The sequence below is a fragment of the Massilia sp. 01N417 genome, from assembly GCF_056399645.1.
In genome coordinates, this window is record NZ_JBFTRS010000030.1 from 1 (window position 1) to 26,777 (window position 26,777).

General features: G+C 65.9%; 24 protein-coding genes. 18 read left to right on the forward strand and 6 right to left on the reverse strand.

Annotation, left to right across the window (positions count from 1 at the left end; all coding sequences use genetic code 11):
- The 4 genes from AC1DOQ_RS24435 to AC1DOQ_RS24450 all read left to right on the forward strand — a co-directional run.
- The coding region (locus AC1DOQ_RS24435) for a DMT family transporter (protein WP_477370151.1) at nucleotides 1–690 on the forward strand (690 nt) is incomplete at its 5' end.
- Nucleotides 691–759: 69 nt separating this feature from the next.
- On the forward strand, nucleotides 760–1,221 hold the full coding sequence (locus AC1DOQ_RS24440) for a RidA family protein (protein WP_477370154.1): 462 nt from the start codon (nucleotides 760–762) through the stop codon (nucleotides 1,219–1,221).
- 138 nt (nucleotides 1,222–1,359) lie between these two features.
- On the forward strand, nucleotides 1,360–2,553 hold the full coding sequence (locus AC1DOQ_RS24445; RefSeq protein ID WP_477370157.1) for an aminotransferase-like domain-containing protein: 1,194 nt from the start codon (nucleotides 1,360–1,362) through the stop codon (nucleotides 2,551–2,553).
- 160 nt (nucleotides 2,554–2,713) lie between these two features.
- Complete coding sequence (locus AC1DOQ_RS24450) at nucleotides 2,714–4,051, forward strand: diguanylate cyclase (RefSeq protein ID WP_477370160.1); 1,338 nt, start codon at nucleotides 2,714–2,716, stop codon at nucleotides 4,049–4,051.
- A 51-nt stretch (nucleotides 4,052–4,102) separates the two neighbouring features.
- Here AC1DOQ_RS24450 and AC1DOQ_RS24455 read toward each other — a convergent pair whose 3' ends face one another.
- From AC1DOQ_RS24455 to AC1DOQ_RS24465, 3 genes are read right to left on the reverse strand one after another with little or no spacing between them, the layout of a single operon-like run.
- Nucleotides 4,103–5,668 (reverse strand): FGGY-family carbohydrate kinase, encoded by a 1,566-nt coding sequence (locus AC1DOQ_RS24455; protein ID WP_477370163.1) that lies wholly within the window; start codon nucleotides 5,666–5,668, stop codon nucleotides 4,103–4,105.
- The gene (locus AC1DOQ_RS24460; RefSeq protein WP_477370166.1) at nucleotides 5,665–7,242 is read right to left on the reverse strand and encodes a glycerol-3-phosphate dehydrogenase/oxidase; all 1,578 of its coding nucleotides are present in this window, start codon (nucleotides 7,240–7,242) and stop codon (nucleotides 5,665–5,667) included. The genes AC1DOQ_RS24455 and AC1DOQ_RS24460 overlap by 4 nt, the downstream gene beginning before the upstream one ends.
- Entirely contained in the window at nucleotides 7,239–8,831 is a 1,593-nt protein-coding gene (locus tag AC1DOQ_RS24465) for an FAD-binding oxidoreductase (protein ID WP_477370169.1), read from the reverse strand. The genes AC1DOQ_RS24460 and AC1DOQ_RS24465 overlap by 4 nt, the downstream gene beginning before the upstream one ends.
- A 71-nt stretch (nucleotides 8,832–8,902) precedes the next feature.
- On the opposite strand from AC1DOQ_RS24465, the gene AC1DOQ_RS24470 reads away from it, so the two are divergent.
- Nucleotides 8,903–9,982 carry an AraC family transcriptional regulator gene (locus AC1DOQ_RS24470; protein WP_477370172.1) on the forward strand — a complete coding sequence of 360 codons (1,080 nt, stop codon included), beginning with the start codon at nucleotides 8,903–8,905 and terminating at the stop codon, nucleotides 9,980–9,982.
- Here the strand turns inward: AC1DOQ_RS24470 and AC1DOQ_RS24475 are convergent.
- Nucleotides 9,973–10,722, reverse strand: coding sequence for a YoaK family protein (locus AC1DOQ_RS24475; protein WP_477370175.1), 750 nt, complete (start codon nucleotides 10,720–10,722; stop codon nucleotides 9,973–9,975). The genes AC1DOQ_RS24470 and AC1DOQ_RS24475 overlap by 10 nt on opposite strands.
- Nucleotides 10,723–10,816: 94 nt before the next feature.
- Between AC1DOQ_RS24475 and dapC the strand changes: the two genes are divergently transcribed.
- The 12 genes from dapC to AC1DOQ_RS24535 all read left to right on the forward strand — a co-directional run bounded on the left by dapC (nucleotide 10,817) and on the right by AC1DOQ_RS24535 (nucleotide 23,080).
- Nucleotides 10,817–12,070, forward strand: coding sequence for a succinyldiaminopimelate transaminase (gene dapC / locus AC1DOQ_RS24480; RefSeq protein ID WP_477370178.1), 1,254 nt, complete (start codon nucleotides 10,817–10,819; stop codon nucleotides 12,068–12,070).
- 29 nt (nucleotides 12,071–12,099) lie between these two features.
- Nucleotides 12,100–12,939: a 2,3,4,5-tetrahydropyridine-2,6-dicarboxylate N-succinyltransferase gene (gene dapD, locus AC1DOQ_RS24485; RefSeq protein ID WP_477370181.1), complete on the forward strand. Its 840-nt coding sequence runs from the start codon at nucleotides 12,100–12,102 to the stop codon at nucleotides 12,937–12,939.
- A gap of 168 nt (nucleotides 12,940–13,107) precedes the next feature.
- Nucleotides 13,108–14,256 (forward strand): PilT/PilU family type 4a pilus ATPase, encoded by a 1,149-nt coding sequence (locus AC1DOQ_RS24490; protein ID WP_477370184.1) that lies wholly within the window; start codon nucleotides 13,108–13,110, stop codon nucleotides 14,254–14,256.
- A 357-nt stretch (nucleotides 14,257–14,613) separates the two neighbouring features.
- Nucleotides 14,614–15,609: a helix-turn-helix transcriptional regulator gene (locus AC1DOQ_RS24495; protein WP_477370187.1), complete on the forward strand. Its 996-nt coding sequence runs from the start codon at nucleotides 14,614–14,616 to the stop codon at nucleotides 15,607–15,609.
- Nucleotides 15,610–15,730: 121 nt separating this feature from the next.
- The gene (locus AC1DOQ_RS24500) at nucleotides 15,731–16,549 is read left to right on the forward strand and encodes a hypothetical protein (RefSeq protein ID WP_477370190.1); all 819 of its coding nucleotides are present in this window, start codon (nucleotides 15,731–15,733) and stop codon (nucleotides 16,547–16,549) included.
- A 99-nt stretch (nucleotides 16,550–16,648) separates the two neighbouring features.
- A complete protein-coding gene (locus AC1DOQ_RS24505) occupies nucleotides 16,649–17,650 on the forward strand; it encodes a thioredoxin domain-containing protein (protein ID WP_477370193.1) in 1,002 nt (333 codons plus the stop codon).
- A 27-nt stretch (nucleotides 17,651–17,677) separates the two neighbouring features.
- Nucleotides 17,678–17,980 (forward strand): hypothetical protein, encoded by a 303-nt coding sequence (locus AC1DOQ_RS24510; protein WP_477370196.1) that lies wholly within the window; start codon nucleotides 17,678–17,680, stop codon nucleotides 17,978–17,980.
- 31 nt (nucleotides 17,981–18,011) lie between these two features.
- The gene (locus AC1DOQ_RS24515) at nucleotides 18,012–18,359 is read left to right on the forward strand and encodes a DUF4870 domain-containing protein (RefSeq protein ID WP_477370199.1); all 348 of its coding nucleotides are present in this window, start codon (nucleotides 18,012–18,014) and stop codon (nucleotides 18,357–18,359) included.
- A gap of 178 nt (nucleotides 18,360–18,537) precedes the next feature.
- Complete coding sequence (locus AC1DOQ_RS24520) at nucleotides 18,538–18,900, forward strand: ArsC family reductase (protein WP_477370201.1); 363 nt, start codon at nucleotides 18,538–18,540, stop codon at nucleotides 18,898–18,900.
- Nucleotides 18,897–20,048 (forward strand): succinyl-diaminopimelate desuccinylase, encoded by a 1,152-nt coding sequence (gene dapE / locus AC1DOQ_RS24525; RefSeq protein ID WP_477370203.1) that lies wholly within the window; start codon nucleotides 18,897–18,899, stop codon nucleotides 20,046–20,048. The genes AC1DOQ_RS24520 and dapE overlap by 4 nt, the downstream gene beginning before the upstream one ends.
- Before the next feature lie 30 nt (nucleotides 20,049–20,078).
- The gene (gene prmB / locus AC1DOQ_RS24530; RefSeq protein WP_477370206.1) at nucleotides 20,079–20,966 is read left to right on the forward strand and encodes a 50S ribosomal protein L3 N(5)-glutamine methyltransferase; all 888 of its coding nucleotides are present in this window, start codon (nucleotides 20,079–20,081) and stop codon (nucleotides 20,964–20,966) included.
- A gap of 134 nt (nucleotides 20,967–21,100) precedes the next feature.
- Nucleotides 21,101–23,080: an ATP-binding cassette domain-containing protein gene (locus AC1DOQ_RS24535; RefSeq protein WP_477370209.1), complete on the forward strand. Its 1,980-nt coding sequence runs from the start codon at nucleotides 21,101–21,103 to the stop codon at nucleotides 23,078–23,080.
- Between the two features lie 44 nt (nucleotides 23,081–23,124).
- On the opposite strand, the gene AC1DOQ_RS24540 is transcribed toward AC1DOQ_RS24535, so the two are convergent.
- Complete coding sequence (locus AC1DOQ_RS24540) at nucleotides 23,125–23,604, reverse strand: chemotaxis protein CheW (RefSeq protein ID WP_477370212.1); 480 nt, start codon at nucleotides 23,602–23,604, stop codon at nucleotides 23,125–23,127.
- A gap of 157 nt (nucleotides 23,605–23,761) precedes the next feature.
- Here AC1DOQ_RS24540 and AC1DOQ_RS24545 point away from each other — a divergent pair, with 157 nt between their 5' ends.
- On the forward strand, nucleotides 23,762–24,850 hold the full coding sequence (locus tag AC1DOQ_RS24545; RefSeq protein WP_477370215.1) for an HDOD domain-containing protein: 1,089 nt from the start codon (nucleotides 23,762–23,764) through the stop codon (nucleotides 24,848–24,850).
- Nucleotides 24,851–24,888: 38 nt separating this feature from the next.
- Here the strand turns inward: AC1DOQ_RS24545 and AC1DOQ_RS24550 are convergent, their stop codons facing one another.
- Nucleotides 24,889–26,757 (reverse strand): M2 family metallopeptidase, encoded by a 1,869-nt coding sequence (locus AC1DOQ_RS24550; RefSeq protein WP_477370218.1) that lies wholly within the window; start codon nucleotides 26,755–26,757, stop codon nucleotides 24,889–24,891.
- Nucleotides 26,758–26,777: the final 20 nt, after the last annotated feature.

The window sequence follows — 26,777 nt, forward strand, 5'->3', positions numbered from 1 at the left end:
GCACTGCCGGCGCTGGCCGTGGTGGCGCTGGGCTGCATCATCGGCTTTCCGCTGCTGACCTCGATTGCCATGCGCACCCTGCCGGCCTCGCACGGCGCGGTGCTGATCGGCGTGCTGCCGCTGTGCACCGCGCTGTACTCGGCGCTGCGCGGCCACGAGCGCCCTTCGGCCGGCTTCTGGGCGCTGGCCCTGCTGGGCTCCGGCCTGGTGGTGGTGTTCGCCCTGGCCCAGGGCGGCGGACGCCTCGAAGCGGCCGACTTGCTGATGTTCGCGGCGGTGCTGTCGGCCGCGGCCGGCTACGCGGAGGGCGGTCGGCTGGCGCGCGACCTGGGCGGCCGCGAAACCATCTGCTGGGCGCTGGTGCTGGCGGCCCTGCCCAGCGCGGTGCTGCTGGCCGTGCTCGACGCCGACCAGTTCGCGCGGCTGGGCGCGGTGGGTACGCGCGCCTGGCTGGCGCTCGGCTACATCACCGTGTTTTCGACCATCGTCGGCTTTTTCTTCTGGTACCGCGGGCTGGCGCTGGGCGGCGTGGCGCGGGTCGGCCAGGTGCAGCTGGTGCAGCCCTTCCTGTCGCTGGGCGGCGCCTGGCTGCTGCTGGGCGAGCCGCTGACCGCGGCCAATTGCGGCTTCGCCCTGGCGATCATCGGCGTGGTCGCGGCCGGACGCCGGATGCAGGTGCGCACAGGATGAGCCGGACGTAGCCGCGCGCAGTGGCAAGTCGTACAATACCCGCTCTTTATTACGTAACCTGGGGATTCCATGTCCGTCTACGACAAACTCAAAGAACTGAACATCACCCTCGCGTCGCCGGCCGCACCGGCCGCGGCCTATGTCATGTATGTGCAGACCGGCAACCTGGTCTTCATCTCCGGCCACATCGCCAAGAACGCCGACGGCTCGCCGAACACCGGCCTGCTGGGCAAGGACAAGACGACCGCCGACGGCCAGGCCGCCGCGCGCTCGGTCGCCATCGACCTGATCGGCACCCTGCAGGAAGCCTGCGGCGGCGACCTGACCCGCGTGAAGCGCATCGTCAAGGTGATGAGCCTGGTCGCCTCGACCCCGGACTACAACGAACAGCACCTGGTCACCAACGGCTGCTCGGAACTGCTGGGCGAGATCTTCGGCGACGCCGGCAAGCACGCCCGCTCGGCGTTCGGCGTGGCCTCGCTCCCGCGCGGCACCTGCGTAGAAATCGAGATGATCGTAGAACTAGCGTAATCACGTAGGGTGGGCACCCGTGCCCACGTTACAAGTTCCGGGGCGAGCCCACAAGGCAAACCCTTTTAGCGAAGCCGCTCATCCAGCGTGCTTTATAATGGCCGACGCACCAATCGCCGTCCTTCCTGTGAGATCAGTATGAAAATCGAAAATCCCAATCCCATCCAGTGGCACTTCTCGGAACGCGCACAGCAGCTGCAAAGCTCGGCGATCCGCGAAATCCTGAAGATTACCCAGCGCCCGGAGATCATCTCCTTCGCCGGCGGCCTGCCGTCGCCCGCCACCTTCCCGGTCGAGCGCATGAAAGCCGCCTACGACAAGGTGCTGTCCGAGGCGGGCAAACAGGCCCTGCAATACGGCCCGACCGACGGCTACGCGCCGCTGCGTGAATGGATTGCGGCTTACCTGTCGACCCCGGACTGCAAGATCCTGCCCGAGCAGATCCTGATGGTGTCCGGCTCGCAGCAGGCCCTCGACCTGCTGGGCAAGGTACTGATCGACGAAGGCAGCAAGGTGCTGGTCGAGACCCCGAGCTACCTGGGCGCGCTGCAGGCGTTCTCGGTGTACCGTCCCGATTTCCACTCGGTCGAGACCGACGAGCACGGCCTGGTGCCGTCCTCGCTCGAAGGCCTGGCCGATGGCGCGCGCCTGCTGTACGCGCTGCCGAACTTCCAGAACCCGACCGGCCGTTCGCTGTCGATCGAGCGCCGGCGCGAGCTGGTCGAGACCTGCGCCCGCCTGGGCCTGCCGCTGATCGAGGACGATCCCTACGGCGCGCTGTCGTACAAGGGCGACCCGATGCCGCGCATGCTGAACATGAACCCGGACGGTGTGATCTACATGGGCTCCTTCTCGAAGGTGCTGACCCCGGGCATCCGCCTCGGCTACGTGTGCGCCCCGCTGCCGCTGGTGCGCCGCCTCGAGCTGGCCAAGCAGGCCGCCGACCTCCACACCGCCCAGCTGACCCAGATGGTCGTGTACGAAGTGGTCAAGGACGGCTTCCTGAACGAGCACATCCCGACCATCCGCAGCCTGTACGCCAACCAGTGCCAGGTGATGCTGGATGCGATGGACGAGCAGTTCCCGAAAGAAGTCACCTGGACCCGTCCGGAAGGCGGCATGTTCATCTGGGTCGACCTGCCCAAGCACATCGACGCCACCAAGCTGCTCGACCAGGCCATCGCCGCCCGCGTCGCCTTCGTGCCGGGCGCGCCGTTCTACGCCAACGATCCGTCCACCAATACCCTGCGCCTGTCCTTCGTGACCGTGCCGCCGGAACGCATTCGTGAAGGCATCGCCGTGCTGGGCAAACTGATCAAGGACCAGCTGTAATCTCCTCCCCTTGAGCGCAACTTTTGGTTGTCACGCACAACCAAAAGTTGCGCCAAAGTCACAGAATTTTCTGTCGAACAAGCAATACTTGCCCTCTGACGGTGCGCAACGATGTATGATTTTGAACGATCAATCATCGCGCAGCCCCACGAGGCACAGTATGCCCAACCGAGCCAGCGCGGGGCTGGCCACGCCCCGCAAGCCTGCCATTCTCATCGTCGACGACGCCGCGGACAATCTCGCCGTGCTGCGTACGATGATGCTGCGCCAGGGCTACCAGACCTTCGTCGCCACCTCGGGTGAGCGCGCCCTCGACATCGCCCGGCGCATCCAGCCCGACCTGGTGCTGCTCGACGTCGTCATGCCCGGTCTGGGCGGCCTGGAGACCTGCCGCCGCATGAAGGCCCACCCGGCCACGGCGCGCATTCCCGTGATCTTCATGAGCGCGCGCGGCGAGACGGAAGACATCGTTGCCGGCTTCGACATCGGCGCCGCCGACTACATCGCCAAGCCACTGCGCATGGACGAAGTCTGCGCCCGCGTGCGCGCCCAGCTGCGCCTGACCGGCGGCAAGGATGCCCAGAAGGAACAGGCGGACCACCTGCGCATGATCGTCGACAGCATGGACCAGGGCCTCCTGATCGTCGAACGCTGCGGCCGCATCCAGTACGCGAATCCGGCCTGCGACCGCTACCTGGGCCATGCCGCCGACGAGCTGGTGGACCGCTCGCTGGCCGAGCTGCTGGCCCAGCAGGAGAGCTATCCCGACGACTGCGCCGCGATGGAAGCGATCGGCCACGGCACCCGCGAAGTGCTGATCCGCCACCGCGACGGCGGCCTGCGCGCGATGGACCTGACGATGACCCCGATGCACGCGGCAGACGGCCTGTTCGTCGCCCTGCTGCACGACATCACCCACCACAAGCAGTCCGAGGATGCGCTGCAGCGTGCCGCCATGCTGGACCCGCTGACCAGGATCGCCAACCGGCGCCACTTCGACAGTTTCCTGGAGCGGGAATGGCAGCGCGCGATCCGCAACGCCCAGCCGCTGTCGCTGGTGGTGCTCGACGTCGACCACTTCAAGCTGTACAACGACACCCTCGGCCACGCCGCCGGCGACGTCTGCCTGCAGAAGGTGGCCCAGGCCCTGCAGGCGCACGCCCTGCGTCCGACCGACCTGGCGGCGCGCTACGGCGGCGAGGAATTCGTGCTGCTGTTCGCCGAGACCCCGCAAGAAGCCGCGGCCCGCCTGGCCGAAGCGATCCGCACTACCGTCGAAGCCCTGCAACTGCCGAACCCGCGCTCGCCGACCTCGCCCTGGATCACGGTCTCGGTGGGCGTCGCCACCATCGTGCCGACCCAGCTCGACCAGGTCGGCCAACTGTTCGTCTGCGCCGACCGCGCCATGTATGCGGCCAAGGGCGGTGGGCGGAACCGGGTCGAGACCGCGGTGGCGGGGGCGGCGTGGGAGGCGGTTCGGAATGCGGCGATGATGTGAGCACGCCACCGTCGCCTCCGTACGCATCACCGTCGTTCCCGCACATCGACGCTAACGGACTTTCGGATACCCCGTAATCTCCGCAATATCCCGATAAAGCGGCTGCAACTGCCTGTACATCCGCTTGTACACCTGCCGGTACAAGCGATCGTAGATCCGCTGGTTCTCCGCCACCGGCTCGAACACCCGCCCCACCCTGGTCATGGCCGCCACCGCCGCATCGAAATCGCGGTGCAGGCCCAGCCCGACCGCCGCATCGATGGCCGCGCCCAGGCCCGAGGTTTCGTAGACGTGCGGGCGCGCGGTCGGCAGTCCGAAGATGTCGGCGGTGAGCTGCATCGCGCAGTCGCTCTGGGAGCCGCCGCCGGACACGCGCAACTCGGTGATCGCCACGCCGCTGCGCTTCTCGATCCTCTCCTTCCCTTCGCGCAGCGCATAGGCCAGTCCCTCCAGGATGGCGCGGTAGACGTGGGCGCGGGTGTGGACGTCGCCGAAGCCGATGATGCCGCCCTTGGCCTCGCGTCCCGGCACGCGGATGCCGGGCGTCCAGTAGGGCTGCAGCATCAGGCCCATCGAGCCGGGAGGCACCGTGCTGGCCATGCGGTCGAACAGCTGTTCCGGCGCGACGTCTTCGGCCAGCGCGCGCAGCTGTTCGTGGTGGCCGAACTGCTCCTTGAACCAGTTGACCATCCAGTAGCCGCGGAAGACCTGCACCTCGTTGCTGTAGGCGCCCGGCAGCGCCGCCGGGTACGGCGGAATGAAGGGCGTGACCTCGGTATAGCGCGTGCTGGTGGTGTTGATGGTGGCCGTGGTACCGTAGCTCAGGCAGCCCACGTGGGGCTCGCGGCAGCCGGCGCCGATCACCTCGCAGGCCTTGTCGGCGGCCGCCGCCAGCAGCGGCAGGCCTTCCGGGATGCCGGTGTCCCGCGATGCTTCGGAAGAGACCGTGCCCAGGCGCTCGCCCGGTTCGGCCAGCTCGGGCAGCATGTGCGGCTCGACCGCCAGCGCCTGCCACTTCCAGTCGTGACGGGCGGCCCAGCGGCGGCGCTTGTAGTCGAAAGGCAGATAGGCCACCTGCGAGCCGCTGGAGTCGGCGAAGCGCCCGCACAGCCGCCAGTTCAGGTACCCGGACAGCAGCAGGAACTTGTCGGTGGCCGCCCAGATGTCCGGCTGATGGGCCTTGATCCAGTTGATCTCGGCCTCGCCGCGGAAGTAATCGATGGTGCCGTCGACGCGCGCCAGCTTGAATGCCGCCTGCCACCACCAGGCGATGCCGGGCCAGGTGTCCGTGCGGCGCTGGTCGAGCCAGGTGATGGCCGGCCGCAGCGGCTTGCCGTCCTTGCCGAGATTGACCACGGTGCCGCGCTGGGTGGTCACGGCCACGCCCTGCACGGCGGCCTTGTCGACGCCAGGCTGGCCCCACAGGCCGTGGCAGGCCTTGCACAGCGACAGCCAGTAATCCTCGGGATCGTGTTCGGCCCAGCCGGGCTGCTCGGAAAAATATGCATCCAGCATAATTTGCGACTTCGCCACGATATTCCCGTCCAGGTCGAACAGCAGCGCGCGCACGCTCTGGGTGCCGTTGTCGATGGCGAGGATGGTCGGCTGGGCCGTCATTGCACTGTCTCCTGCGGGAGGCCGTAGTGGGAGTGCCACAGGGCCGCGTAATGTCGTTCTTCTTCCTGCCAACGGGCGTCGCTCCAGCCCAGCTCCGGCTGGCAGATCGCGCGGATGCGCGGCATCGGCGCGGCGCCGCCCTGCTTCAGCTGCAGGCCCAGGCGGGTGCGGCGCAGCAGCAGGTCGTCGAGGTGCTGCACGGCTTCCGCGCGCGCGGCCCAGCGCAGTTCCGCCCACAAGGTCTCGGTGCCGGGAATGAGTTCGAATTCGTCCACGGCGGCGGCGGCCAATAATGCGCCGGTGGCGGCGCCGTGCCGGCCTTTCAAACGGCGCAGGCGGGCGCCGCACAGCCGCTCGTGGCAAGCCTCCGGCGGCGGCGCGAACACCCGGCAGGGCTGCAGTTCGTCGCGCCAGTCCGGCAACTGGGCGCGCACGCTCGCCAGCGCGTCGAGGGCGATGGCGCGGAAGGTGGTCAGCTTGCCGCCGGCCACCGCCACCAGCCCGTCCTCGCTCCAGACGCTGTGCTCGCGCCCTTCGCGCGAGGCGTCGACATGGCCGCCGGCGATGACCGGACGCACGCCGGCAAAGGTCGACAGTACATCGCCTTCTCCGATGCCGAGCTGGGGAAACTGGGCCCGCACGGCCGCCAGCAGGTAATCGAGTTCGGCCCGCGTGATGCGCGCCTCGGCATCCGGCGGCTGGGCGTGATCGAGGTCGGTGGTGCCGACCAGGGTGACGCCCTCCCAGGGATAGGCGAACACCGGACGGCCATCCTGCGGGTGCATCAGGCTCACGGCCTGGGACAGCGGCAGGCGCCAGGCCGGCAGGATCAAATGGCTGCCGCGCAGCGGACGCAGGCGCGGGCCCTTGCCGTGCAGGGCGCCGGACCAGGCGCCGGTGGCATCCACGACCACGCGTGCGCGGACTTCGTAACCGGCGCTCCCGATCTCGTCGCGCAGCATCGCCCCGGCCACCCGCCCCTGTTCGCGGATCAGCGAGCGCGCCGCCACATAGTTGAGTGCAGCGGCGCCATGCTCCATCGCCTCGCCCAGCACCCGCAGCACCAGGCGCGCATCGTCGGTCTTGGCGTCGGTGTAGACGATGCCGCCGACCAGGCCTTTGCGCTCGACATTCGGCGCCCGTTCGAGGAATTCGTCGGTGCCGAGCCAATGCCGCTCGCGCCGTCCGGCCAGCAGGTCGTAGATGGCCAGGCCGGCCAGGAAGCTGCGGCGGCCGCGCTGGCCCTCGTAATGGGCGAAGGCGAAGCCCTGCGGTTCGACCAGCCCGGGCGCGTCGCGCAGCAGGCTCTCGCGTTCGCGCACCGATTCGCGCGTCAGGTGCAGGTGACCGTCCTTCAGGTAGCGCAGGCCGCCGTGTACCAGCTTCGACGAACGGCTCGAGGTGCCCCAGGCGAAATCGCGCTGCTCGACCAGCATGGCGCGCAAGCCGCGCCGCGCGGCTTCCAGCAGGATGCCGGCGCCGGTGATGCCGCCGCCGATCACCAGCAAGTCCCACTGCTGCGCCGTCAGGCCGGGCAAGGCGGCGCGGCCGTCCTTCCTCCACAGCGCCGTCATGGGCTCACCAGTTTGCCGGGATTCATGCAGCCGCTGGGGTCGAACTGGCGGAACAGGGCGCGCAGCGCCTCCATGCCGAGCCTCCCCTTCTCCGCCTGCAGCCAGGGCGCGTGGTCGCTGCCGACGCCGTGCTGGTGGCTGATGGTGCCGCCATTGGCGACGATCGCTTCCGACACCGCGGTCTTGAGGCGGCGCCAGCGCGCCAGGTCGGCCTCGTAATCGCCGGCCAGGCGCCAGATGAAGGTCGTGTACACGCTGGCGCCCTGGGGATACAGGTGGGACAGGTGGGTGTGGGCATGCACCTGCTCGCCGTCCGCGGCCAGCGCGGCGGCGGCGGCCGCTTCCACCGCGCGCATGGCCGGCGTCACGCGCGGCCAGTCGAGCGCCGTCTCGACGGTGTCGATCGCATAGCCGCGTTCCCAGGCCGCGTTGCGCAGGTAGACGTTGCGGAAGCGGTTCTTCTTCCAGCGCTCGCCCAGGCCGCGGCCCGCGTGCACGCCCTGGAAGCGGCGCGCGATTTTCAGCGCTGCCGCGAGGGCCGCGCGCGCCTGTCCACGAGTGCCGCTGGCGCCGACCAGCAGCATGCACTTGCCCTCCCCCGCGCCGCGCAGCTGCAGCAAGGTCTCCAGCAAGGCCACCTGCCTGGCGTGGCCGGCCAGGGTCAGCATGGTCGCCGTCTCCACCGGATTCGACAGGCGCAGCATCGACAGCCCGAGCCGCGCCTGCACGATCGCGCGCACGGCCGTCTCGGCGCGTTCCCAGTCCGGCAGGAACACGGCGTGGAAGGCTTCGAATTCCGGCAAGGGGCTGATGCGCACCGTGGCCTCGGTGAGGATGCCGAGCCGGCCTTCGGAACCCAGCACCAGCTCGCGCAGGTCGGGGCCGGCGCTCGATGCCGGAAAGGTCGGCAGCTCGAGCCTGCCCTGCGGCGTCTCGATGCTGCCACCGGCGAACAGCTGCTCGATGCGGCCGTAGCGCAGCGACTGCTGGCCGGAGGAACGCGTGACGATCCAGCCGCCCAGGGTCGAGTATTCGAAGGATTGCGGGAAGTGGCCAAGGGTATAACCCTGGGCGCGCAGCTGGGCTTCGAGGTCCGGACCGGCCACGCCGGCGCCGAAGGTGGCCAGCAGGGATTCGCGATCGAGGCCGGTGAGCGCGCGCAGGCGTCGCATGTCGACCGACAACGTCGGCCTGTCCCGCGCCGCATCCAGGTGGCCGCAGACGCTGGTGCCGCCGCCGTAGGGCACGACGGCCGCGCCGGCATCGAGCGCGAAGCGGATCAGCTCGCGCACCTCGTCCGCGCTTTCCGGGAAGGCCACCCCGTCCGGCGCCGCCTCGATCCGGCCGTAGCGCAGGCGCAGCCAGTCCGGCAGGCTCTGGCCCAGCGCATGGACCAGGCGCACGGCCAGCGTGGTGTCCACCAGCGGATGCGGCGGCAGGCGCGAAGGCGCGAGCTGCGCGCACACGGCCTCGAAGACGGCGTCACGCGGCCCGCTGCCCGCTCCCAGCTTCTGTTCGAGGAAGCGCAGCGCGCCCTCGCCGATCGGCACCTCGATCGAGTCGTCTCCCCAGCCGTTCCATCGCCTCATGGTTCTCCCATTGCATAGTTTTATATTTTGCAAGAAGATAAGCCATTCGCCTCCCCACGTATTGCGGATTCATGCCAAGCGCTTGTTCGAACATGCCACCGGCCGAAGACCCCTTGCCAGCCCGGGTCACCGGCTCCTATCTGCAGCCGCTGCTGGAGACCGCGGCCGCGCGCGGCGTCGATGCGCCTGCGCTGGCGCGGGCGGCCGGCCTGCCCGACGGTGCACTCGACCCGCTGCCGGAATCGCTGGCGGCAGGCGACTACATCGCCCTGCTCGCGGCCGGCGCCGGCCTGGCCCGCGATCCGCACTTCGGCCTGCACGTGGGCGAGCGGGTGCGCCTCGGCACCTACAGCGTCTACGGCCTGATCCTGCTGGCCTGCGCCGACTTCGCCCAGGCCCTCGAACAGACCCAGCGCTACGAGCAGCTGGCCCACGATCTCGGGCGCTCGCGGCTCGAGGTCGACGCCGCCACCGGCCTGGCGCACTACACCTGGATCAGCCACTTCCCGGACGCCAGCCGCCACCTGGCCGAAAGCGTGTTCGCCGGCATCCGCACCTTCGGTTCCTGGCTCGCAGGCCGGCCGCTGGCGCCGCTGCGCCTGGCGTTCGCGCATGCGAGCGATGCCGATCCGGCCGAGTACGCGCGGGTGCTGGGAATGGTGCCGGCGTTCGGCGCCGGCACCCATCTCGCCTGCTTCGACGCCGCCCTGCTGGCGATGCCGGTACCGAACGCGGACGCCGGCATGTATCCGGTGCTGCAGCAGCATGCCGAGCGGCTGCTGGAGGAGCGGAACAATGCGCGCGAGGACCAGCGCGAGCGCAACGGCATCGTCGCCCAGGTGCGCGCCTGCGTGATCCGCAACCTGGCGAAGGACCGCGTGCGCCTGGCCAGCATCGCCGGCGAACTCGGGCTGTCGCAGCGCACCCTGCAGCGCAAGCTGTCCGAGGCCGGCGCCAGCTTCCAGCAGGTGCTGGATGGCGCCCGTCATACGCTGGCCCGGGACTATCTGCGCCAACGCGGCCTGTCGCTGGCCGACATCGCCTTCCTGCTCGGCTACCAGGAACAGAGCGCGTTCACGCACGCCTTCCGCGAATGGTCGGGGATGAATCCAGGGGCCTGGCGCGAGCGGGCGCTGGCGGGTCAGGTCTGACGCGGCGCCAGGCGGCGCAGGTCATCTACCGCAGGCACGATCGCCAGAAGGCACAGCACACAGGCCAGCGGCAAGGTCGCCAGATAGCCGGCATGCTTGAAGCCGAGCGCCCCCACCACGCCACCGCTGAAGAAACCCAGCAGCAGCGACAGCAGCAGGCGCAGGCGCGCATGGTTGGCCGCCACCTTCGGCTGCGCCGGGTCGCGGTTCCAGTACAGCATGCGGCCCAGTTCGATGCCGATGTCGGTGACGATGCCGGTCATGTGGGTGGTGCGGATCTCGGCGTGCGAGATCTTGGTGATCAGCGCATTCTGTAGGCCCATCATGAAGCACAGCAGCATCACGGTGGCGGGCACGAACAGGGCGTCGACGCCGGCCAGGCGCGCGCCCAGTACGCCGAAAGCCAGCAGCAGCATCGCTTCGAGGAGCAGCGGCAGCGCATACTCGCTGGCCAGGCGGCGCCGGCGCCCATAGTTGACGGTGATCGCGGTACAGGCCGCCCCCGCCAGGAAGGACAGCACGGCGCCGAAGGCATCCAGCGCCAGGTCCCAGGCGCCCAGGGCCAGATTGTCGGCCGCCGAGGAGATCGCCCCCGTCAGGTGCGAGGTGTACTGGTGAACGGCAAGGAAACCACCGGCATTGATGGCGCCGGCGACGAAAGCGAGTGCCACCCCGAGGTGGCGGTTGGCGCGCGGGCTGCGCGCATTGCCGAGCAGGCTGCGGACGTAGTGGATTGGCACGTCAGTAATATTACCGCATTCCAAGCGAAAGCAGCATCAGGCCGGCCTCGCTATAATTGACCTTCTCGCATCGATCACCCGTCCTGGTATAGCCGTGAACCCACATCTCGAAAGACTGCACCCCTACCCCTTCGAAAAGCTGCGCCAGCTGTTCGCCGGCGTCACGCCGAATCCCGACTACGCCCCCATCAGTCTGGGCATCGGCGAACCCAAACACCCGACCCCGGCCTTCATCCAGAAAGCCCTGACGCAGAGCATGACCGGGCTGGCGAACTATCCGAGCACGCACGGCGGCGACCCGCTGCGCACGGCGATCGCCGGCTGGCTGGAACGCCGCTACGGGGTGCCGGCATTGGATCCGAACACGATGGTGCTGCCGGTGAACGGCTCGCGCGAGGCCCTGTTCGCGATCGCCCAGTGCGTGATCGACCCGCGTGCCGGATCGAATAGCAGCGCGAATGGCAGCGCAAACGGCAGCGCCCTGGTGATGTGCCCGAACCCCTTCTACCAGATCTACGAAGGCGCGGCCTACCTGGCCGGCGCCGAACCGTATTTCGTGAATTCGGTCCCGGCACGCAACTTCGCCCCCGACTACGCCGGCGTGCCCGACGAGGTCTGGGCCCGCGTGCAGCTGCTCTACCTGTGCTCACCGGGCAACCCGACCGGCGCCGTGCTGACCCTGGACGACTGGCGCGAGCTGTTCGAACTGTCCGACCGCCACGGCTTCGTCATCGCGGCCGACGAGTGCTATTCCGAGATCTGGTTCGGCTCGACCCCGCCGCTGGGCGCGCTCGAGGCGGCCCACCAGCTCGGCCGCAGCGCCGGCCAGCGCCCCTACGCCAACCTGGTCGTGTTCTCGAGCCTGTCGAAGCGTTCGAACGTGCCGGGCATGCGCTCCGGCTTCGTGGCCGGCGATCCGGACGTGCTGAAGAAATTCCTGCTCTACCGTACCTACAGCGGGGGCGCGATGTCGCCGCCGGTACAGGCGGCGTCCTGCGTGGCCTGGAACGACGAGGCCCACGTGCAGGAGAACCGCAACCTGTACAAGGAAAAGTTCAGCCTCATCACGCCGCTACTCAAGCAGGTGATGGACGTCGAGCTGCCCGACGCCGGCTTCTACCTGTGGGCCGACGTGCGATCCAGCGGCCTGTCGGACACCGAGTTCGCACGCGGCCTGTACGCCGAATATAATGTGACGGTTTTACCCGGCTCCTACCTGGCGCGCGACGCGCACGGCAGCAATCCGGGACGCAACCGCATCCGCATGGCGCTCGTCGCCGGCGTGGACGAAGGACTGGAAGCCGCCAACCGCATCGTCCAGTTCTGCAACGATTTGAAGTCCTCCTGAAAACAGATCCGTAACCTGATAGATCCATCATGACCCAACAACTCCAGACCATCATCGACACCGCGTGGGAACAGCGCGCCGAAATCAGCCCGTCCAGCGCCAGCGCCGAAGTGCGTGACGCAGTTGCCCACGTCCTTGCCGGCCTCGACGACGGCAGCCTGCGCGTCGCCCAGAAAGACAGCGGCAGCTGGGTCGTGAACCAGTGGATCAAGAAGGCCGTCCTGCTGTCGTTCCGCCTCGAGAACAACACCCCAATGGGCTCGGCGGCGGGCCTCGGCGGCAGCCTGCAGTTCTACGACAAGGTGCCGACCAAGTTCGCCGACTACACCGCCGACGACTTCGCCAAAGGCGGCTTCCGCGTGGTACCGCCGGCCGTCGCCCGCCGCGGCTCCTTCATCGGCAAGAACGTGGTGCTGATGCCGTCCTACGTGAACATCGGCGCCTACGTCGACGAAGGCACCATGGTCGACACCTGGGCCACCGTCGGCTCCTGCGCCCAGATCGGCAAGAACGTCCACCTGTCCGGCGGCGTCGGCATCGGCGGCGTGCTGGAACCGATGCAGGCCAACCCGACCATCATCGAAGACAACTGCTTCATCGGCGCCCGTTCGGAAATCGTCGAAGGCGTGATCGTCGAAGAAAACTCGGTGATCTCGATGGGTGTGTACATTGGCCAGTCGACCAAGATCTACAACCGCGAAACCGGCGAAGTCAGCTACGGCCGCGTGCCGTCGGGTTCGGTGGTCGTGTCGGGTTCGCTGCCATCGAGCGACGGCAAGTACAGCCTGTACTGCGCGGTGATCGTCAAGCGCGTGGATGCGCAGACGCGTGCCAAGACTGGCATCAACGAGCTGCTGCGCGGCGTGTAAGCCCACCACCGTCGCCCCGCACATACCGTCGTCCCCGCTTTCGCGGGGAGTCGGGTCGGGCCATGCCCGGCCTGACGTTGGCGCATCTCCACCCCACCGCAATTCCCCCACCGCAGGTTACAATCCCCCAACACGCAAAAATTACCGCGAAGCAAGGGAGAGAGAACCATGATGATGGAACGCCTGTTCCAGTTGATGAAGGAAAAGAACGCGTCGGACATGTTCTTCGCGGTCAATTCTCCCGTCCACATCAAGATCAACGGGAACCTCATCCCGATCAACCAGAACAAACTGGAACCCGAAAACATCCAGGTCCTGCTGTCGGAAATCGCCTCGCCCGAACAGATGGCCGAGCTGGAGCGCGAGAACGAGCTGAACATGGGTATTTCGGTGCCCAACCTGGGCCGCTTCCGCTTATCGGCGTTTCGCCAGCGTGGATCGATCTCGGCCGTGTTCCGCTTCGTGCCGGCGAATATCCCGCCGCTGGCCGAGCTGGGCCTGCCGCCGGTGCTGTCCGAGCTGATCATGGAAAAGCGCGGCCTGCTGCTGATCGTCGGCGCCACCGGCTCCGGCAAGTCGACCACGATCGCTTCGATGCTCGACCATCGCAACGAACAGCGCTCCGGCCACATCCTGACCCTGGAAGATCCGATCGAGTATCTGTTCAAGAACAAGAAATCGATCGTCAACCAGCGCGAGATCGGCAGCGACGCCGCCAGCTTCGACGTCGCCCTGCGCAACTCGATGCGCCAGGCGCCGGACTGCATCCTGATCGGCGAGATCCGCGACAAGGACACGATGGCCGCCGCCCTCGCCTACGCGCAATCCGGCCACCTGGTGCTGGCGACCCTGCATGCCAACAACAGCTACAACGCGCTGAACCGCATCATCAGTTTCTACCCGATCGAGAACCGTCCCGCCCTGCTGCAGGATTTGTCGTCGGCGGTGAAGGCCATCGTCTCGCAGCGCCTGGTGCGCTCGAAGGCCGGCGGCGCCCGCCAGGCCGCGGTCGAGATCATGGTCAACACCCGCTACGTCGCCGACCTGATCGAAAAGGGCGAGATCGGCCAGATCAAGGAAGCGATGGACAAGAGCCTGTCGCCGGGTTCGCAATCCTTCGAGAAGGCGCTGCTGGAACTGGTGCAGGCCGAGCTGATCACCCAGGACGAAGCACTGGCGAATGCGGATTCGGCCACCAATCTGCTGTGGCTCATCAACAATGGGCCGGACAGCCAGGCGGCCAAGGCCGAAGAGCAAGCCAAGCCGGCCGAGGAAGCGGCGGGCCCCTCGTTTACCGAGTTCACACTCGACCACTGAGGCCACGATATCCTTTGGCCACACTGATGCCGCGGACCTTGTAAAGCTCTCCTTCCTCTTATTCGCGCCTGGCCAGGCAACGCCCAGGCCTGAATATACGAATACGGCACAAGCTGTGCCGTATTCGGTTTGATTTTCCCGATTCCCTTCCCCCGACACCCCATGCTGGCGCCTTCCGCCACGCGTACGCAGCAGTCATGAAATATTGACAAAAAAAATGCAGAATCATGTTCTTTTCTGCAATATGTATTTTATAATGTTCAGCAACTTTTAGTAATCCAGACTTTACTTCATGCAGTACCAGGCGCCCGGCAAGGGTTGAATGACAGTGGACGCGCCGTGTCCGGAAAATCGCTGATGATCGATACGCTGAACAAATCGCTGGTCGATGTGTACGAAAGTGCGCAATATTGCAGCCCGATGGAATTCAACCGGAATGCGTTACGCGAACTGAAGAAGTACGTGAGTTTCGACTCCTGCGTGCTGGCTGACCTGGCAGTGTCGTCGGAACGGAAGGTCGTGGTGCAGAACTTGTATCTGGAAGCGACACCAGTCGAAAGACTGCGCGACCGTATCAAGACGGTCGGCCAGGAAACATTGCAACAGAACGGTTCGCTCCACAGTCAGGACATGACCTTGGTGCGCGCATTCAGGCAACGCGGCGAAAGCGTGATCGCCGATATCACTGCAATGCCCTACGATCCGCAAACCTTGTCGTATTGCCGCAAATACGAAACGGCGCATTCGCTTGCCTTCGTCTCCGACAAAACCTTCGACAGCGCTGTGCCCACGCTGGGTTTATGGCGGGCCAGCAAGCGTGACAGCTACAGCGCCAAACATGCACACGACGCTACGCTCTTCCTTCCCCACCTGATCCAGGCACGCGAAATCAACCGCCGGCTCAAGCCGAACGTGGCGTCGCCGCCGGTACGCAACAGACTGATGCTGGCAACGCTCGATGGACAACTCTGTTTCACCGACAACGGCGCCATCGGCCTGCTCCAAAGCGAGTGGAAAGAATGGACCCCACCCTTCTTGCCGCCGGCGCTGTTGGCCGGCTTACAGTCTTCGACCGCCAAAATATTCGCGGGCAAAAACATTACGGTTCAGGCCCGCATATGCGAAAACACCCTCTACCTGAATGTCAGCTTGAACCGCAACCAACATGAGCGGCTGACCCCGGCAGAATTGCGCGTAGCGATGCTTGCGGCCCAAGGTTTCCAATACAAGGAGATCGCCAGGCAAATCGTCGTGGCGCCGGCGACGATCCGGAATCAGCTGCATTCCGTCTATCGCAAGCTCGGCGTGTCGAACAAAACCGAACTCGCGGCGGTGCTCACGGAAGGTTCCTAAGCTCGTAGTACATCCGTTCCATGGAATTCCATGATCCCCAGCCTTAGCATGTCGAAAAGCCAACTGCAGCTCCCTTGTGGAGCCACACGGTTTTCCATACAAACGGATCAAAAGGAATTACATGTCCAAATATTTCTTGTCAATGGCGTTGGCCGCGCTGGCACTCGCGGCTTGCAGCCCGAAAGAAAGCAGCGTTCAGTCGCCTCAGGCAGCGCAGCCGGGAACTGCCGGCCAGGCCGCGAACGCCCCGTCCCCCGCAACGGCTGCTGTCGCAAGCACGACGCCGAACGAGCCCAAAGGGCCGGACATGAAGTTGCCAATGGCAAATTACACCCGAATCGACTACGACGACGAGCAAGCAGTATGGCTTACCTATCTCGTCAGCGCGCAGGCAAAGGAAAACACCGGCGACGAGGATCTGCTCAACATGTTCTCGCCCCGCTATTACAACGAGAAGGATGCGTTCAAGAAGCGCGAGCTGGCCGCCAGCGAACTCCCGCGCGTGAAAGCCGTATTCGACCAGTACAAGGCGCAGAAATACTACAGTATGGAAGTCAACCGGCCTGACGCACACCTTGCCGCGATCAGCCCGACCTTGTACCTGAGCAGTCCTTACGATTTCGATGCCAAAAGCTTCCCCGTTTCGCATGGGAGCTGTTTGAAGGACATGACGCATTTCAACCGCCAGCAAGCCGGCATCGTCTTCGAGCTGATGTCCCCCGGCCTATGCCAGATCAAGGTCGAGAACCTGGAACTCGCGAAGAAGATCGAAGAACTCCGGGTGCGCAACCGTCTCGAACTCCACAGCGTCGTCCACTTCTATGTCCGTCAAGTGGATGGCAATACCGCGAAAGCGGTCGTGACGCGGGTTCATTACGACGTGTACGACAAATCGGCCCCGATCAGGATCGGCAATCCCCTGGTCAGCGTGGATGCCTGATATTCCCCCACCGAGACGGTACGAAACATGAACGACAAAAACTTCCGGAGGACCGGGTGTTCTCCGCGTGCGACGCGCGGCCATATACTGGCTGCCTGCATGCTGGCGCTGCTCACCCACGTCCCCCACGAGGCCCGCGCCCAGGATGGAAAACTCACCATCGGCAACTTGTTGAGTGGCCTGAAGCGTGCTGTCGACAAGCCCGAGGTGGCGCCCGCCCCGGCGGCGGAAACCGCCGCTTCCCAGGCCGCCAAGCCTGGAAGCGACGATGCGCTGCCTGCCTATACGAAGCTGATCCAGGAACTCGCCGCCCGCAATGAATTACCCGAGCACGAATGGCGGCGTACTTACCTGATCGACCGCCCCACCGTTCAGGCTTACACGACGACCTCAATTCCGGGCATGTATTCCTTGCGCATGGTTCGGCCGGACGATCCCAAGGAAGCGGAGCAATGGGCACGCAATATGGGACTTCTGTTCGAATGGCAGCCGATGGTGTTTTTCCCATCCGATGGCAGCGGTTTCTATGTGCGAAAGACGCAATTCGGCAAGGGAAGCGCAGACTGGATCGTCTACGACAAGAACAGGGGCGGATTCAAATATGGAGAAGACAGCCGGCCGTACATCCAGCAGATGCTGACAAACATGGACACGACGGGCCTCCCTGCGGTCGGCAAGGGAAAGCCGACCTTCATCCTGTACACCAGCCCATCCTGCCCGTATTCGCTCAAGGTTGAACCGCTGCTGGAAAAGTCCGGCATGTCCTATCGCGTCTTCCCGACCATGACCATCAATCCGGGTGACGACCTGCCGGAGGTCCACAGGATTTTCTGCGCCGACGACAAGCTTGGCGCATGGAAGAAAGCCTTGACCAGGAAATCGTCGGGATCGCGCGAGCGGACCCGCGACGGCAACTGGTGGTGCAGCCCGACGACCATGCCGGTATTCACCCTGCGCGATCTCGACTTCGTGTTCGGCCAGGGTTATTCGACGCCGTCCTTTTATTTCGCCGACGGCAGCGTCATCAGCGGGGCGGACCAGATGGACGCCGTCAAAAAGAAATCGCAGGAAATGCAGGCCCGGAATCTGTATTTCAAGTAAGCACTCAACGGACAACTAAGGATGACCATGATGAAGAAAATCCCGGCAGTCTTTGCGGCGGCCTTGCTCACCGCCTGCAGCAACGGCCCCTCCGAAAGCGATATGAACGCGGCCGTCAAGAAATCCATCGAAACCAGTAACCGTCAGATGTCGGCCATTGGGTTCGGGACCGCATTCGCGTCGGAAGTGCCGCAAGTCAAAAAGATAGGATGCAAGGACGATGGACAGAATGCTCATCGCTGCGACATCGAAGTCATCGGCAAGGCCGGCAAAAACGTCGTCTCCGCGCGCTTTGTAAAAGGCAGCGACGGCTGGATGATCATGCAATGAACGTCGAATTATTCTAAATAAAAGGAAAGACATGGAAAACGCAGCAATCAGCGGACCCTATCGCGGCGACAAGACGCTGGCGATCCTCGTGCATATCGGCGGCATCTTCTTCAGCTGGCTCGCGCCACTCGTCATTTACCTGATCAAGAAGGGCGAGAACGATGACTTCATTACGGATAACGCGCGCGAAGCGCTGAATTTCCAGTTGACGCTGCTATTGGCCTACGTCATCTGCTTCGTGTTGTCTTTCATCCTGATCGGCCTGTTCCTGTTCTGGATCGTGATGCTCTCCAATCTGATCCTCGGGATCCTTGCTTCCATCAAGGCCAGCAATGGCATCGCCTACCGCTATCCGATGACGATCCGCTTCGTCAAATAAGCTCGCCTCTTCGGCTGGGGACGGGGATTCGCCGTCCCCAGCCGCGCCCGTTCAATCCGGGCGCGTCTTCCTTTCCAGGGATTGCTACACTATCCATGCGGATAGCTGCCTGTGCTATCCTTTGCGCCTTCCATTCCCCAGCAATACCCGCCGGACAGCCGGCGCAGCAATCTTTGCCATGAAAAAAACTCTCTACGGTATTCCGAACTGCGACACCGTCAAGAAAGCGCGCACCTGGCTGGCCGACCATGGCCAGGACGTCGAGTTCCATGATTTCAAGAAGCAGGGCCTGTCCCGCGAAACCGTGACCGGCTGGCTCGAACAGGCCGACTGGGAGACCCTGGTCAACCGCAAGGGCACGACCTGGCGCAAGCTGTCCGACGAGCGCCGCGCGCAAGTCGTCGACAAGGCCAGCGCACTCGAGCTGATGCTGGAGAATCCCTCGGTCGTCAAGCGCCCGGTCCTGGCCGGCGCCGGGCCGCTGATGGTCGGTTTCTCGGCCGACCGGTACGAGCAGACTTTCGGGGACTGGCCGGCATGAAGACTTCGCGCACCCTGCAGCTGACCGAGGAGCTGATCGCCCTCGATTCGATCACCCCGCAGGACAAGGGCTGCCAGCAGAAGTTGAAAGAACTGCTGGCCCCGCTCGGCTTTCACTGCGAGACGATCGAGTCGAACGGCGTCACCAACCTGTGGGCGCGCAGGGGCGCGGCGTCGCCGGTATTCGTGTTCGCCGGCCACACCGACGTCGTCCCGTCCGGTCCGACCGAGCAATGGCAATCCCAGCCCTTCACGCCGACCCGCCGCGACGGCAAGCTGTACGGCCGCGGCGCATCGGACATGAAGACCTCGATCGCCGCGATGGTGGTCGCCGTCGAGGAATTCGTCGAGGCGCATCCCGGCCATGCCGGCTCGATCGCCTTCCTGATCACCAGCGACGAGGAAGGCCCGGCCGTGGACGGCACCGTGGTGGTCTGCGAGCTGCTGGAAGAGCGCGGCGAGACCCTGGATTACTGCCTGGTCGGCGAGCCGACCTCCAGCCACGTGCTGGGCGACATGATCAAGAACGGCCGCCGCGGCTCGCTGTCGGGCTGCCTGGTGGTCAAGGGCGTGCAGGGCCACATCGCCTATCCCCACCTGGCGCGCAACCCGATCCACCTGGCGGCGCCGGCGCTGGCCGAACTCGCGGCGGAAAAATGGGACGACGGTAACGAATACTTTCCGCCAACCAGCTGGCAGGTCTCGAACATCCACGCCGGCACCGGCGCCAACAACGTCATCCCGGGCGAGCTGAAAGTCGACTTCAACTTCCGCTTCTCGACCGCCAGCACGGCGGACGGCCTGGAAGCGCGCGTGCACGCGATCCTCGACCGCCATGGCCTGGACTACGACCTGAAGTGGACCCTGTCCGGCGAGCCCTTCCTGACGCCGAAGGGCACGCTGTCCGATGCAATCTGCGGCGCCATCAAGCATGAGCTGGGCGTGAGCACCGAATTGTCGACCACCGGCGGGACCTCCGACGGGCGCTTCATCGCCCGCATCTGCCCCCAGGTGATAGAATTCGGTCCACCGAACGCCAGCATCCACAAGATCGACGAGCACATCGAACTGCGCTACATCGATCCGCTCAAGAACATCTATCGCCGCACGCTGGAAGCGCTGCTGGCGCCCTCGCCGTCCGCGGCGTAACCGACTCTCTGCGAGATCATCCACATGGCCATGACCACGCCCAATTTCTGCACGCCGCGCGACCTGCTGCGCTACGCAGTCACCCGCTTCAACACCGCCAAGCTGTTCTTCGGCCATGGCAGCGCCGAGGCCCTCGACGAAGCCGCCTACCTGATCCTGCACACCCTGAAGCTCCCGCTGGACAAGCTCGAGCCTTTCCTCGACGCGCGCCTGTTACAAGAGGAGGTGCTGCAGGTGCTGGCCGTGATCGAGCGCCGCGTCAGCGAGCGCGTGCCGGCCGCCTACATCACCAACGAGGCCTGGCTGGGCAGCTATAACTTCTACGTCGACGAGCGCGTGCTGGTGCCGCGTTCCTTCATCGCCGAGCTGATCCCGAACCAGTTCAGCCCCTGGGTGCAGGATCCGGACAGCGTCGAGAACGTGCTCGAGCTGTGCACCGGTTCCGGCTGCCTGGCGATCATGCTGGCCGACGCCTTCCCGAACGCCCTGGTCGACGCGGTCGACATCTCGAAGGACGCGCTGGCCGTGGCCGAGCGTAACATCCGCGACTACAAACTGATCGGCCGCGTGAACCCGATCGAGTCCGACCTGTACGAGAACGTGCCGTTCAAGAAGTACGACCTGATCATCACCAACCCGCCCTACGTGAACAGCGATTCGATGGGCAAGCTGCCGCCGGAATACCTGCGCGAGCCGCAGATCGCCCTGGCCGGCGGCGAGGACGGCATGGACCTGGTGCGCAAGATCGTCGACGGCGCCGCCGAACGCCTGACGCCGGAAGGCGTACTGGTGGTCGAGATCGGCAACGAGCGCGACTATGCGGAAGCGGCCTTCGGCCACCTGGGTCTGACCTGGCTGACCACCAGCCAGGGGGATGATGCGGTGTTCCTGCTGACTGCCGAGCAGCTGGCACAATAATTTCGACCCTGTACGCTAGCACCGTCATCCCGTGACCAACGTCGCCCCCGCGAAGGCGGGGGCCCAAGTTCGCAGCGAACCATAAAACTTGGGTTCCCGCCTTCGCGGGAACGACGCTCTACCACTTAGTTCCCATGATCCGATTCTCCAACGTCAGTCTCATGCGCGGCACCAAGCCGCTGCTGGAAGACGCCGACCTCACCCTCAACCCCGGCGACAAGATCGGCCTGATCGGCGCGAACGGCGCCGGCAAATCCAGCCTGTTCGCCATGCTGCGCGGCGAGCTGCATCCGGACCAGGGCGCGATCGACTTCCCGCAGCGCTGGCGCATGGCCTACGTGGCCCAGGAGACGCCGGCGCTGGACCGTCCGGCCATCGAATACGCGATCGACGGCGACGCCAACCTGCGCACCCTGCAGGCCGAACTCGATCGCCTGGAAGCGATGCCGCACAGCCACGACAACGGCATCGCGATCGGCAACCTGCACTCGGCGCTGGCCGACGCCGACGCCTACACGGTGCAGTCGCGCGCCGAACAGCTGCTGCTCGGCCTGGGCTTCTCGCTGGCGCAGATGCAGCAGCCGGTGGCCAGCTTCTCGGGCGGCTGGCGGATGCGCCTGAACCTGGCGCAGGCCCTGATGTGCCCCTCCGACCTGCTGCTGCTGGATGAGCCGACCAACCACCTGGACCTGGACGCCATCATCTGGCTCGAGGACTGGCTGAAGCGCTACCAGGGCACCTTGATCATCATTTCCCACGACCGCGACTTCCTCGACGAGATCGTCAACGTGGTTGTGCACATCGACGAGCGCAAGCTGAAGCGCTACTCCGGCAACTACTCGGCCTTCGAGCGCCAGCGCGCCGCCCACATGGTGCTGGCCCAGGCGGCCTTTGAGAAGCAGCAGCGCACCCGCGCCCACCTGCAGTCCTTCGTCGACCGTTTCAAGGCCAAGGCCACCAAGGCGCGCCAGGCCCAGAGCCGCATGAAGGCGCTGGCCAAGATGGAAGAACTGGCGCCGCTGCGCGCCGCCGCCGAGTTCTCGTTCGAGTTCCGCGACCCCGTGTCGGCGCCGAATCCGCTGCTGGTGATGGAAGACGTCGACGCCGGCTACCCGATCCTCGACGGCCACGGCGACAAGGTCGGCGGCAAGACCATCGTCCAGCGCGTGACTTTCTCGCTGCAGACCGGCCAGCGCATCGGCCTGCTGGGCGTGAACGGCGCCGGCAAATCCACGCTCATCAAGACCATCGCCAACGAACTGGCGCCGCTCGCCGGCACCGCGACCCTCGGCAAGGGCCTGGTGATCGGCTACTTCGCCCAGCACCAGGTCGAGATGCTGCGCCATGACGAGTCGCCGCTGTGGCACCTGCAAAAGATTGCGCCGACCACGCGCGAGCAGGAGCTGCGCAACTTCCTGGGCGGCTTCAACTTCCCGGGCGACATGGTGACCAGCCCGATCAAGCCCTTCTCCGGCGGCGAAAAGGCGCGCCTGGCGCTGGCGCTGATCGTGTGGCAGCGCCCCAACCTGCTGCTGCTGGACGAACCGACCAACCACCTCGACCTCGAGACGCGCGAGGCGCTGACCCTGGCGCTGGCCCAGTTCGAAGGCACGCTGGTGGTGGTCTCCCACGACCGCCACCTGCTGCGCGCCACCACCGAGGAATTCATCATCGTCGCCGACGGCCGCCTGCAGCCCTTCGACGGCGACCTGGACGACTACAAGGACTGGCTGTTCAAGACCAAGCTGGCCAAAGGCAATGAGACGACCCCTCTGCCGGCGAAGGACGACAAGCCGGCCGCCGCGCCGGCCGTGGTGCCCGCCGTCGACCGCAGGGAACAGAAGCGCCTGGAAGCCGAGGAGCGCCAGCGCCTGGCCGCCCTGAAGAAGCCGATCGAGAACCGCATCAAGCGACTGGAAGAGCAGATGGCCAAGCTGAACGCGCGCAAGTCGGAGATCGACGCGCGCCTGCTGGAGCCTTCGATCTACGAGGCGGACAAGAAGGATGAGCTGAAGACCTTGGTGGCGGACCAGGCGTTCGTGGTGCGCGATCTGGGGTCGCTGGAGGAGGAGTGGCTGGAGTTGCAGGAGCAGCTGGAGGCCTTGGCGGCTTAAGCTGGCTTACGAACCTTCGTTCCCGCGGTAACGACCGCAAACGTTCAGGCCACCTGCCGCGCCGCCGGCCTCGTCACCGACATCAACTTCTCGATATCCACCAGAATCAGCCGCCGTCCCCCTGCCTGCCCCAGTCCGAGCAGGTAGTCCGGCCGCGCGCCGTCCGGCGCTGGCGCCGGCAGCGGCGCGACCTGTTCCGGCACCAGGGTGACGACGCCGGTCACGCCATCCACCACCATCCCCATCACGCAGCTGCTCAGCCTGAGGATGATCACGTCGGTCATCGGGTCCGGCGCGTCCGGCGCGGTGCCGCAGGCCACGCGCATGTCGACCAGGGGGATGATCACGCCGCGCGAGACGGCCACACCGCCGATGATCTCGCCGCTCGCGGCGAAGCGCTCGAGCGCCTTGAGCACACGAAGTTCCTGCACCCTGGCGAAGTCGATGCCGTATTCTAGTCCGCCGAGCGTGAAGCTCAGGAACTGAGCCGCTTGGGAACCGCGAGAAGTCGTCGTGTCATGCATGGCGCGTCCTTTCTTCAAGATTGTCATGCTAAGGCGGACGCCTCATTTCACCTTGAGTACAGTCAACTTTTCCTGAAAGCAAAAGCAAGCTTGCTTTCGCCGGGCCCGCCCGTACAATGTCCGCCCATGTGCGCAAGCGAAACGAAGAGGAATTGACATGTACCGGTGGCTGCGACGCCTGATTTCCGGCTCACCCGCGCCCGCGCGGCCCGGGCCCGCCCCTGCGCACTCCTCCATCCCCGACCCCGTACCGGCAGCGCCGCCTGCGGCCGCTGCGCCGACTGCCGCAGCCGCTGCCGTCACCGCGGCGGATGCAGGGGCGCGGCCGGCCGGTCCGCCGGTGCCGTTCGAGCTGCTCGACCGCGTCGGCGGCGCCTGGAACGCCTGGCTGTACGAGCGTCCCGACGAGGGCGGGCTGGAACTGAATCCCCAGGAAGCGCAGGTGCTGGAGACCCTGGCCGGCATCCTGTCCTCGCAGCAGTCGGGCGCCGCGCTGGTGCGCCGCATGCCGGGCCTGATCCCGCAGCTGCTGCAAAGCCTGCGCAGCGAGAATTTTTCCGGTAGCGCGCTGTCGCGCACCATTTCCTCCGACGTGGTGCTGGTGGCGGCCGTGATCCGCCTCGCCAACAGCTGCTACCAGGGCACCGGCGCCACCGTCACCAGCGTCGAGCAGGCCGTGATCCTGATCGGCCAGGAAGGCCTGCGCCAGCTGATCACGACGGTCGCCTTCCGCCCCATCATCGACGTCCATTCCGGCTTCTACGTGCGGCGCCTGGCGCCGATCCTGTGGGAGCACTCGGAGCGCTGCGCGATGGCGGCGCGCAAGCTGGCGCCCAGCCTCGGCATCGAAGCCTTCGACGCCTTCCTGGCCGCCCTGCTGCAAAACGTCGGGCTGACGGTGGCGCTGCGCAGCATGGACCAGGCGACCAAGGGCGAAGCGCTGCTCGGCTCCGGCGTGTTCTGGGCCCAGCTGGGCGGCGACACGCGCCGCCTGAGCGTCAACATCGCGCGCGAATGGAACTTCCCGGACAGCGTGGTGCGCGCGCTGGACGAACAGGGCGGCCTGCGCAAAGGGTCGGTGATGTCGCCGCTGGGGCGCTTGCTGATGCTGAGCGATTACCTGGGCAAGGTGAGGATGCTGGTCGAGCAGGGGGTGGTGGAGGATGGCGATGCCGCGCTGTTTGCGGGGCTGCCTGGGGATGCGGCGGGGTGTTACGAGTTGCTGGCTAAAACACGCGGCGCCTGAACGCCATCCCCTCGAAAGCGGGGATGGCGGATCAAAGCTTACGGCTTGACGGAACCATCCGTCTTCGCCAGCTCCCGGTTCTGCTCATCCAGCCAGGCCTTCAGCGGCGCAAAATAATCCAGCATCGCCGTCGCATCCATCTTGTCTTCGCCGGTCACGGCCTTCAGCGCTTCCGGCCATGGCTTGCTCTTGCCCATCTCCAGCATTTGCTGGAACTTCGCGCCGGCCTTCTTGTTGCCGTAGACCGAGCAGCGGTTCAGCGGACCGGTGTAGCCGGCTTCGCGGCACAGCGCGCGGTGGAACTGGAACTGCAGGATGGCGGCCAGGAAGTAGCGCGCGTACGGGGTGTCGCTGGCGACGTGGAACTTGGCGCCGGCGTCGAAGCCGTTGGCGGCGATCGGGGCCGGGCGCGACACGCCCTGGTACTGCTCCTTCAGCGCCCACCAGGCCTTGTCATAGTCGGCCGGTTTCACCTGGCCGGCGTACACCTGCCAGCGCCACTTGTCGACCAGGTAGCCGAAGGGCAGGAAGGCGACCTTCTGCAGCGCGGTGTACAGCAGCGGGCCGATATCCTGGGACGGATCCGGTTCGCTCTTCATCAGTCCGATCTGCTTCAGGTAGGCCGGGGTGATCGACAGCGCCACGGTGTCGCCGATGGCTTCGTGGAAGCCGTCGTTGGCGCCGTTCTTGAACATCGGCGACTGCGCGCTGTAGGCCAGGTCGTAGTACAGGTGGCCCAGCTCGTGGTGGATGGTGCGGAAGTCCTCGGCGGTCGGGGTGATGCACATCTTCACGCGCACGTCGTCCTTGCCGTCCAGGTCCCAGGCCGAGGCGTGGCACACGACTTCACGGTCGCGCGGCTTGGTCAGCAGCGAGCGCTCCCAGAAGGTGGCCGGCAGCTGGCGCATGCCGAGCGAGGTGTAGAAGCCCTCGGCGTAGCGGGTCATCGCCACGGCGTCGGTCTTGCGCTCTTCCAGCAGCGCGGTCAGGTCTTCGCCGCCCTCCTTCGTGGCGGGCTTCAGCAGCGGGTACAGGTTGTCCCAGGTCTGGGCCCACATATTGCCCAGCAGGTGGGCCGGAATCGGGCCATTCTGCGGCACGCTTGACGCGCCGTAGGCCTGGCGCAGCTTGTAGCGGGTGTAGGTATGCAGCGAATCGTAGAGCGGCTTGACCTGCTGCCACAGGCGCTCCATCTCGGCCGAGAAGGCTTCCGGGCTCATGTCGTAGCCCGAGCGCCACAGCGCGCCGGTGTCGGCATAGCCCATCGTACGGGCGCCCTTGTTCGACAGCTCGACATACTTCGCGTAGTCGTCCTTGTAGGCCGGCGATTGCGCATGCCAGCCGAGCCAGACTTCCTTCAGGCGGTTCGGATCGTGGCTGGTGGCCAGCACCTTTTCCAGTTCGCCGAGCGGCATGCAGGCCGGCGCGGCGGCACCGGCGGCGGCCGGCGGGCAGTACTTGGCCGAGCCATAGGCGCCGGTCATGTGGGCCGCCAGGCGGGCGTAGGCGCCGCGGTCGGCGGCGTCCGGCAGCATCAGGGTCTGCTGCAGCAGCATCAACTTGCGCGCGCTGGCTTCGGGCAGCTTCAGGTCCTTGTAGCGGCGCGCCTTGAGGGCGGTTTCGCCGCTCAGGGTCAGGAAGCCTTCGTTGGCCTGGGCCGTCATCGCCTGGGTGTCGAGCGTGATGAAATTCTCGGCCACCCACTCGGCGCGCTGGGCGTCCAGGCCGAGCTGCTCGAGCTTCTCTTCGGCGTCCTTGATGAAGCGCTCCGCCTCGGCGACCGTCGGCTTGCCCTGGGCTTTCGCAGGCGCGGCCTTGGCGGCGGCTGCGTTGGCGCCGGCCGGCAGCGCCAGTACGGCGCCCGCCACCAGGGTCGCGATCAGGCTGCGGCGGCATGTCGTATGCATGGTTTTCAAGCTGTCTCCTC